The sequence below is a fragment of the Streptomyces odonnellii genome, from assembly GCF_000981895.1.
GTDB lineage: Bacteria > Actinomycetota > Actinomycetes > Streptomycetales > Streptomycetaceae > Streptomyces > Streptomyces odonnellii.
The window spans coordinates 1-6,260 of sequence record NZ_LATD01000061.1; the positions used below are offsets into that span (position 1 = coordinate 1).

At 69.2% G+C, this 6,260-nt stretch carries 7 protein-coding genes and 1 pseudogene; all 8 read right to left on the bottom strand.

The genetic code is table 11. The features are described 5' to 3' along the window. Nucleotides 1–279, bottom strand: a pseudogene (locus tag WH07_RS07790) (hypothetical protein); the annotation flags it as partial. Nucleotide 280: 1 nt separating this feature from the next. Then, entirely contained in the window at nucleotides 281–1,318 is a 1,038-nt protein-coding gene (locus tag WH07_RS07795; protein ID WP_046496985.1) for an NAD-dependent epimerase/dehydratase family protein, read from the bottom strand. A gap of 190 nt (nucleotides 1,319–1,508) precedes the next feature. Next, nucleotides 1,509–1,607 (bottom strand): 30S ribosomal protein bS22, encoded by a 99-nt coding sequence (locus WH07_RS37225; protein WP_003948845.1) that lies wholly within the window; start codon nucleotides 1,605–1,607, stop codon nucleotides 1,509–1,511. Nucleotides 1,608–1,717: 110 nt separating this feature from the next. After that, nucleotides 1,718–1,930, bottom strand: a complete 213-nt coding sequence (locus WH07_RS07800) for a helix-turn-helix domain-containing protein (protein WP_014046653.1) — start codon at nucleotides 1,928–1,930, stop codon at nucleotides 1,718–1,720. A 127-nt stretch (nucleotides 1,931–2,057) separates the two neighbouring features. Continuing rightward, nucleotides 2,058–2,873 (bottom strand): phosphatase, encoded by an 816-nt coding sequence (locus WH07_RS07805; RefSeq protein ID WP_046496992.1) that lies wholly within the window; start codon nucleotides 2,871–2,873, stop codon nucleotides 2,058–2,060. 157 nt (nucleotides 2,874–3,030) lie between these two features. Further along, nucleotides 3,031–4,203: an acetoin utilization protein AcuC gene (locus tag WH07_RS07810; protein WP_046497000.1), complete on the bottom strand. Its 1,173-nt coding sequence runs from the start codon at nucleotides 4,201–4,203 to the stop codon at nucleotides 3,031–3,033. Then, nucleotides 4,172–5,449 (bottom strand): MFS transporter, encoded by a 1,278-nt coding sequence (locus WH07_RS07815; RefSeq protein ID WP_046496995.1) that lies wholly within the window; start codon nucleotides 5,447–5,449, stop codon nucleotides 4,172–4,174. Before WH07_RS07815 ends, WH07_RS07810 begins: the two co-directional genes overlap by 32 nt. Before the next feature lie 67 nt (nucleotides 5,450–5,516). Next, nucleotides 5,517–6,161, bottom strand: coding sequence for an HAD family hydrolase (locus WH07_RS07820; protein ID WP_046496998.1), 645 nt, complete (start codon nucleotides 6,159–6,161; stop codon nucleotides 5,517–5,519). Nucleotides 6,162–6,260: the final 99 nt, after the last annotated feature.

Sequence of the window (6,260 nt, forward strand, 5' to 3'; positions counted from 1 at the left end):
CTCCTGGTCCTGCTCGCGCACATCCCGCTCCCGTACGTCATGCTCCGGTACGGGCTTCAGCGGACCCGTCGTACGCCCTGGACCCGAACCCGAACCCGTACCCGGCCCAGTACCCGATCCGGAGCCCGCCCCGGCCCCCGGGCCAGGGCTCTTGCCCGCGCGCTTCGCCGCCGACTCCTTGGCGGGCTGCCCGTGCTGCGCGTGCTGCCGCCGGCCGCCGCCGGAGCCACGCCTCGACCGCGGCTCATCACCGAAGGGGATGACCTTGGCATCAGGCATGTCAGGTGCGCTCCTTGCTGACGAGACCGGTGAGCCGGTCGACCGTACGGGCCACCGCCTCGGGCGGCAGCAGCCCGGCGCCCCGGCCGCGCGCGAAGTCCGTGAAGGCCTCCGCGGTCGAGTACGTCGGTTCAAAACCCAGTGTCTCGCGCATCTGGTCCGTGCTCACCACCCGGCCATGCGTCAGCAGCCTGATCTGCTCCGGCGAGAAATCCGTCATCCCGACCGTGCGCAGCGCCGTGCCGACCCACGTCACCGCGGGCAGTGGCACCGGCACCGTCGGCCGCCCCAGCCGCCGCGAGCACTGCGACAGCAGCAGCACCCCCTCCCCGGCGACATTGAAGGTGCCGCTGTTGAGGGTGCCGCGCCTCGGCTCGTCCGAGGCGATCATCAGGACGTCGATGACATCGTCCTCATGGACGAACTGGAGCCGCGGGTCATAACCGAAAACCGTCGGCAGAACCGGCAGGGACAAATACTCGGCGAGCGGTGAATCGGCCGCGGGCCCCAGGATGTTCGCGAAACGCAGTACGCAGACCGCCACATCGGGCCTGCGCCGCGCGAAGCCCCGTACATACCCCTCGACCTCCACCGCGTCCTTCGCGAAGCCGCCGCTCGGCAGCGACTTGGGCGGAGTGGTCTCGGTGAAAACCGCCGGATCGCGGGGCGCCGATCCGTACACACTCGTACTGGACTTGACGACCAGCCGTTTCACGGACGGCGACTTCTGGCAGGCGCCCAGGAGCTGCATCGTGCCGATGACATTGGTCTCCTTGACCGTGGCCCGGCCGCCCGTGCCCAGCGGAGTACCCGTCACATCCATATGCACGACCGTGTCGACGGGATGCTCGGCCAGCACCCGCGCGATGGCGGGCCGGCGGATATCGGCGCGGACGAATTCCGCGTCGCCCAGCTCATGGGCGGGCTCGACCGCGTCCACCGCGATCACCCGCTCGACACCGGGATCGCGTTGAACACGCCGTACGAAACGGCCTCCGAGCTGCCGGGCCGCTCCCGTCACGAGCACGACCTTGCCCACGAATCAGCGCCTTCCGCTAGAAAAGCTCTCTCTGAAGGACTCCCCGAAGGTCTCCTCTACGCGTCACCGTAGCCGGTCGGCATTACGCGGCGACGACCGTACGACGCGTCGCACAGTACTTTCACCGGCAAACACCACGGCCCTCCCACCAAGCCGGTGGAAGGGCCGCGAATGCGCGAACAGCAGCCGCCTACTTCTTGTTGCGACGCTGAACACGGGTGCGCTTGAGCAGCTTGCGGTGCTTCTTCTTGGCCATCCGCTTGCGCCGCTTCTTGATAACAGAGCCCACGACTACCCTCGCTCACTTCTCTTCACTCGGTGCGGGGCGTCTGGGCCCACACGACCTACGTCGGCCCAGCCTACCCGTCACCGAGTGAGGGACGTAATCCGAGGGATGTCCTAGGCGGACTCAACCCCCACAAAGGACTCGCGGAGATACTCGTGAACCGCTTGCTCCGGAACCCGGAATGACCTTCCCACCCGGATCGCCGGCAGATGACCGCTGTGCACCAAGCGGTACACGGTCATCTTCGACACACGCATCACCGAGGCGACTTCCGCCACGGTAAGGAACTTGACCTCGTTGAGAGGCCTCTCGCTGCCAGCAGCCATGACCCACCTGTACCTTCCGCACCCGACGGTCACCGGCTTCCCCTCCGGTAACTCTTCGTCGCTGTGCGCTCACATCCAGACTAGGGGCGGGTGATACGAGTGGGGAAGAGGAGCAGCCTACGGCCGCCTACTGTGACAGACACGCCCGATTGAGTACATAGCGCGTAAGCGGCAGGTAGTAAGGCGACCGCGCGCCTCCCCAGAGCGGAACGGCCACCGACACGCGCCCCTCGGCCTCTCCGACGAACAGCGCGGGATCATCCGTATCGGCGGGACCGATGGCCTCAATGCCTAGCTGACCTGCTCCGCAGACCCATCCGTGATCGCCGACGACCAGTCCGGGAAGCGGCCCGCCGGACCGCGCCAGACCGTCGAGAACCGCCCGGACCGGCAGCGGCGAGTGGGTATGTGCGCCGGTCTCACGCCCGCCGCTCCGCACGCCCGCCGTCCGCACCAACGCGACTCCCCGTACGTAGTCCAGACGGTACGTGCGTACTCCGAACCGGGTCGTTATGTCGATACATCGCCCCTGCGCCGGGCTGAGTACGAGACATCCCGCCGCCGACAAAGCGTCTGCCAGAGCCGCGTAGAAACCGAGCAGCCGCTCCGGGTGCCCCGTCCCCAACAGCACCGGAGCCCCGCACTCCACGGCCGCGCGCAGCCGCCCCGCGAACGCGTCCAGCGCACGCAGCGTCAGCTCGGGGTCGATCGCGTCAGTGCCCGTCACCCGTCCGGGATCGCGCGACACCCCGCATCTGTCGGCCATCAGACCGAGCACATCCCGCTCGCCCCACGCCCCTTCGGGATCGAGACCGAGCATGACACGCGGATCCCGGGCAGCGAAGAGACGGTAGCTGCGCAGACTGTCCTCCCGCGAGGTGGCCACGGGCCCGGCCAGACCGGCCGCCAGCAGATGCGCCCGCAGCGCTCCGGTGCTCAACACCCTGCCGATGCTTCCGCGTCCGGCGCCCGCCCGGGCCGGAACCCCGCGTACACCCCACAGTTGGCGTAACGGACGGACGGGCCACCGAATACCTAGGGCCCCTCGTGTGGGTCTTGCTGGGCTCGCGGGCCCTGGCACCGCGTTTCGCCGCGTTGCGCTACGGCAGCAGCCCCCGCAGCGGGAACACGGCCTTCCTCGTCGCCAGGACCGCCTGGTCCAGCCGGTCCGCCGGATCGTAACCGGCGTCCCACGGCTGCCAGGCCGGCGTCCGCCCGTCCGTCATCCGGCCCGGGCCCAACTGCCGTGTCCGCGCGTACACCTCGCTCTTCCACGACTCCGGCACCGCGGACTCGGGGTCGACGGGCGCGTGCGCCGCGATCCCCACGAGATGCGTCCAGGAACGCGGCACCACATCCACGACCGCGTAACCGCCGCCGCCGAGCGCCACCCACCGCCCGCCCTCGACATACTCGTGCGCCAGCTCGTGGCACGACGCCTGCACCGCGCGCTGCGCGTCCAGCGACACCGCGAGATGCGCCAGCGGATCGTCGAAGTGCGTGTCCGCGCCGTGCTGGGTCACCAGCGCTTCGGGCCGGAAGTCCGCCAGCAGTTCGGGCACCACCGAGTGGAACGCCCGCAGCCAGCCCTCGTCCCCGGTCCCGGCCGGCAGCGCCACATTCACGGCACTGCCCTCACCGGCGCCGCCGCCGGTCTCCTCCGCCCAGCCTGTCTGCGGAAAGAGAGTCCGCGGATGCTCGTGCAGCGAGATCGTCAGTACCCGCGGGTCCTCCCAGAACGCCGTCTGGACCCCGTCGCCGTGGTGCACATCCACATCGATGTACGCGACACGCTCCGCGCCCAGCTCCAGCAGCCGGGCCACCGCCAGGGCCGCGTCGTTGTAGATGCAGAAGCCGGACGCCGACCCCGGCATGGCGTGGTGCAGCCCGCCCGCGAAGTTGACGGCGTGCGCGGCCTCTCCGCGCCACACCGCCTCGGCCGCGCCGACCGACAGCCCCGCGATCAGCGCCGACGCCTCGTGCATCCCCTCGAAAGCCGGGTCGTCCATCGTGCCGAGCCCGTACGATCCGTCAGCGGCACGCGGGTCCAGCGAGACCCGCCGTACCGCGTCCACATACTCCTGGTGGTGGACCAGCCGCAGTGTCGAGTCCCCGGCCACCGGCGCGGAGGTCACCTCCACCGCCCTGTCCAGTTCGTACGCCCGCACCAACCCCATGGTCAGCGAGAGCCGTACCGGATCCATCGGATGGCTGGACCCGAAGTCGTATCCCGTTACCCCGTCATCCCACATCAACCGCGCGCGAACGCTCATGCCCGCCACCGTATAGGGCCGGATCCGCCCCGAACGAGCGGGCGTACGCCAGAGTCACCAGAACCATCACCATCGGTACGAGCATCGCGCCGCGGTAGCTCCACGCGTCCCCGAGCGCTCCCACCAGCGGCGATCCCACCAGAAAGCCCACGTAGTTGAAAACGTTGAGCCGCGCGACAGCGGCATCGCTGGAGGCGGGAAACAGTCGCCCGGCCGCCGCGAACGTCTGCGGCACGACCACACACAGCCCGAGCCCCAGCAGTGTGAACCCCAGGATCCCCACCCACGCGCCGGACGCCAGCGCGACCGTCCCGAACCCGGCCGCGGCCAGCAGCGACCCGCACCGTACGACAGCCACAGGACCGAACCGCCGCACCCCCAGATCCCCCACCGCACGTCCCAGCAGCGTGGTGACCATATAGGCGTTGTACGGAACGGTCGCCAGCTCCTCCGAACCGCCCAGCACGTCCTGAAGATATTTGGCACTCCAATTGGACACGGTGGAGTCGCCGATATAGGCGAAGGCCATCACCAGACAGAGCGGCAGCAGCAGCCTGAACGCAACCGGTTGGGCAGCACTGCCACGATCGTCTTCCGCCACCCCGACTTCAGACACGTTGGCTCCAGACGTGCCGGCCTCGGGCCCTTCGGCTTTGGATTGCCGGGCGGCATCCGCGTACCAACGGCTTCCTGTCAGCGCCGCCGGCAGCAGCACCGCCACCACCGGGAGGTACGACACCAGCAGCGGCAGATCCCAGTGCGCCCCCGCCCACGCCAGCGAGGCCCCGGCGATACCGCCCAGGCTGTACGCGGCATGAAAGCCCAGCATGATGCTGCGCCCGTACGCCCGCTGAAGGCTCACCCCGAGCATGTTCATGGACGCGTCCAGCGCCCCGACCGCGAGCCCGAACACCCCCAGGGCGAAGGCGAGCTGCCACACCGCGTCCCCGGCACCGACGCCGAGCAGTGCGAGCAGGACGACGGGCTGGGTCCACCGCAGCACCACCCCCGGCCGCAGCCGCGCGACGAGCTTCTCGGTGGCGACGCTGCCGACCCCGGCGAGGACGGGAACGGCGGCGAGAAACACGGGGAGCAGCCCGTCGGACACCCCGTACCGGTCCTGGACGGCGGGGATACGGGTCACGAGCAGAGCGAACGTCGCGCCCTGGACGAAAAAGCTCAGCGCCAGCGAGACCCGGCCGCGCCGCAGCCGAGCACGCCCCTTCGCGCCCGCCGTGTCTGTCATGGCCGGACAGCGTAGGGCGCTCCCCTAGCCGTGGATAGATGGATCACACCCAGGATCAGGCAATGGATCAGCCAAGCAGCCCGGGCAGTTCCGCCATGGCGGAGAAGTACGCGGTGGCGCCAGCGAGCTTCTCGGCCGACGTCATCGCCGTGAACGCGTACACATCCATCCCGGCCGCTCTGGCCGCCGCGACTCCGAGTGGGCTGTCCTCCACGACCGCACAGCGCCCCGGGGCGACGCCCATCCGCTCGGCGGCGTACAGGAAGAGATCCGGCGCCGGCTTGCCCCGCCCGACATCCTGCGCGCTGAAGACGACCCGGTCCTCGAACCACCGGTCGAGCCCGGTCTTGCGATGCCCCACGCGGATACGCTCATGGCTCCCCGACGAGGCGACGCAGTACGGCACACCGTCCACGGCGAGCTTCCCCAGCACCTCGACCACACCTTCGACCGGCTCCAACTCCCGCTCGAACGCCGCGAAAACACGGGTGTGGAAGGTGTCGTCGAAGTCCATGGGAAGACGGCGGCCTGTCCGCTCCTCGATCAGGTCGTGGACGCGGTGGACGGCGGCCCCCATGTAGTCGCGGAGGGAGTCCTCGTACGAGGTGGGGTGCCCCAGCTCGGTGAGATAGGCGGCGAGGATGGTGTTGGAGAGGGGCTCGCTGTCGACGAGGACGCCGTCATTGTCGAAAATGATCAGTTCGTAGCGCATACTCCGACCTTAGACGCAGGCCCTGAACGCAGAAATGCCCTGTACCAGAACCTCTGGTACAGGGCATTTCCATAAAGTTTGTTCGGCGGCGTCCTACTC

Coding starts and splice junctions, on each gene's coding strand:
- WH07_RS07800 (WP_014046653.1), bottom strand. CDS start 1,930: ATGGCTGCTGGCAGCGAGAGGCCTCTCAACGAGGTCAAGTTCCTTACC.
- WH07_RS07810 (WP_046497000.1), bottom strand. CDS start 4,203: ATGAGCGTTCGCGCGCGGTTGATGTGGGATGACGGGGTAACGGGATAC.
- WH07_RS07815 (WP_046496995.1), bottom strand. CDS start 5,449: ATGACAGACACGGCGGGCGCGAAGGGGCGTGCTCGGCTGCGGCGCGGC.
- WH07_RS07820 (WP_046496998.1), bottom strand. CDS start 6,161: ATGCGCTACGAACTGATCATTTTCGACAATGACGGCGTCCTCGTCGAC.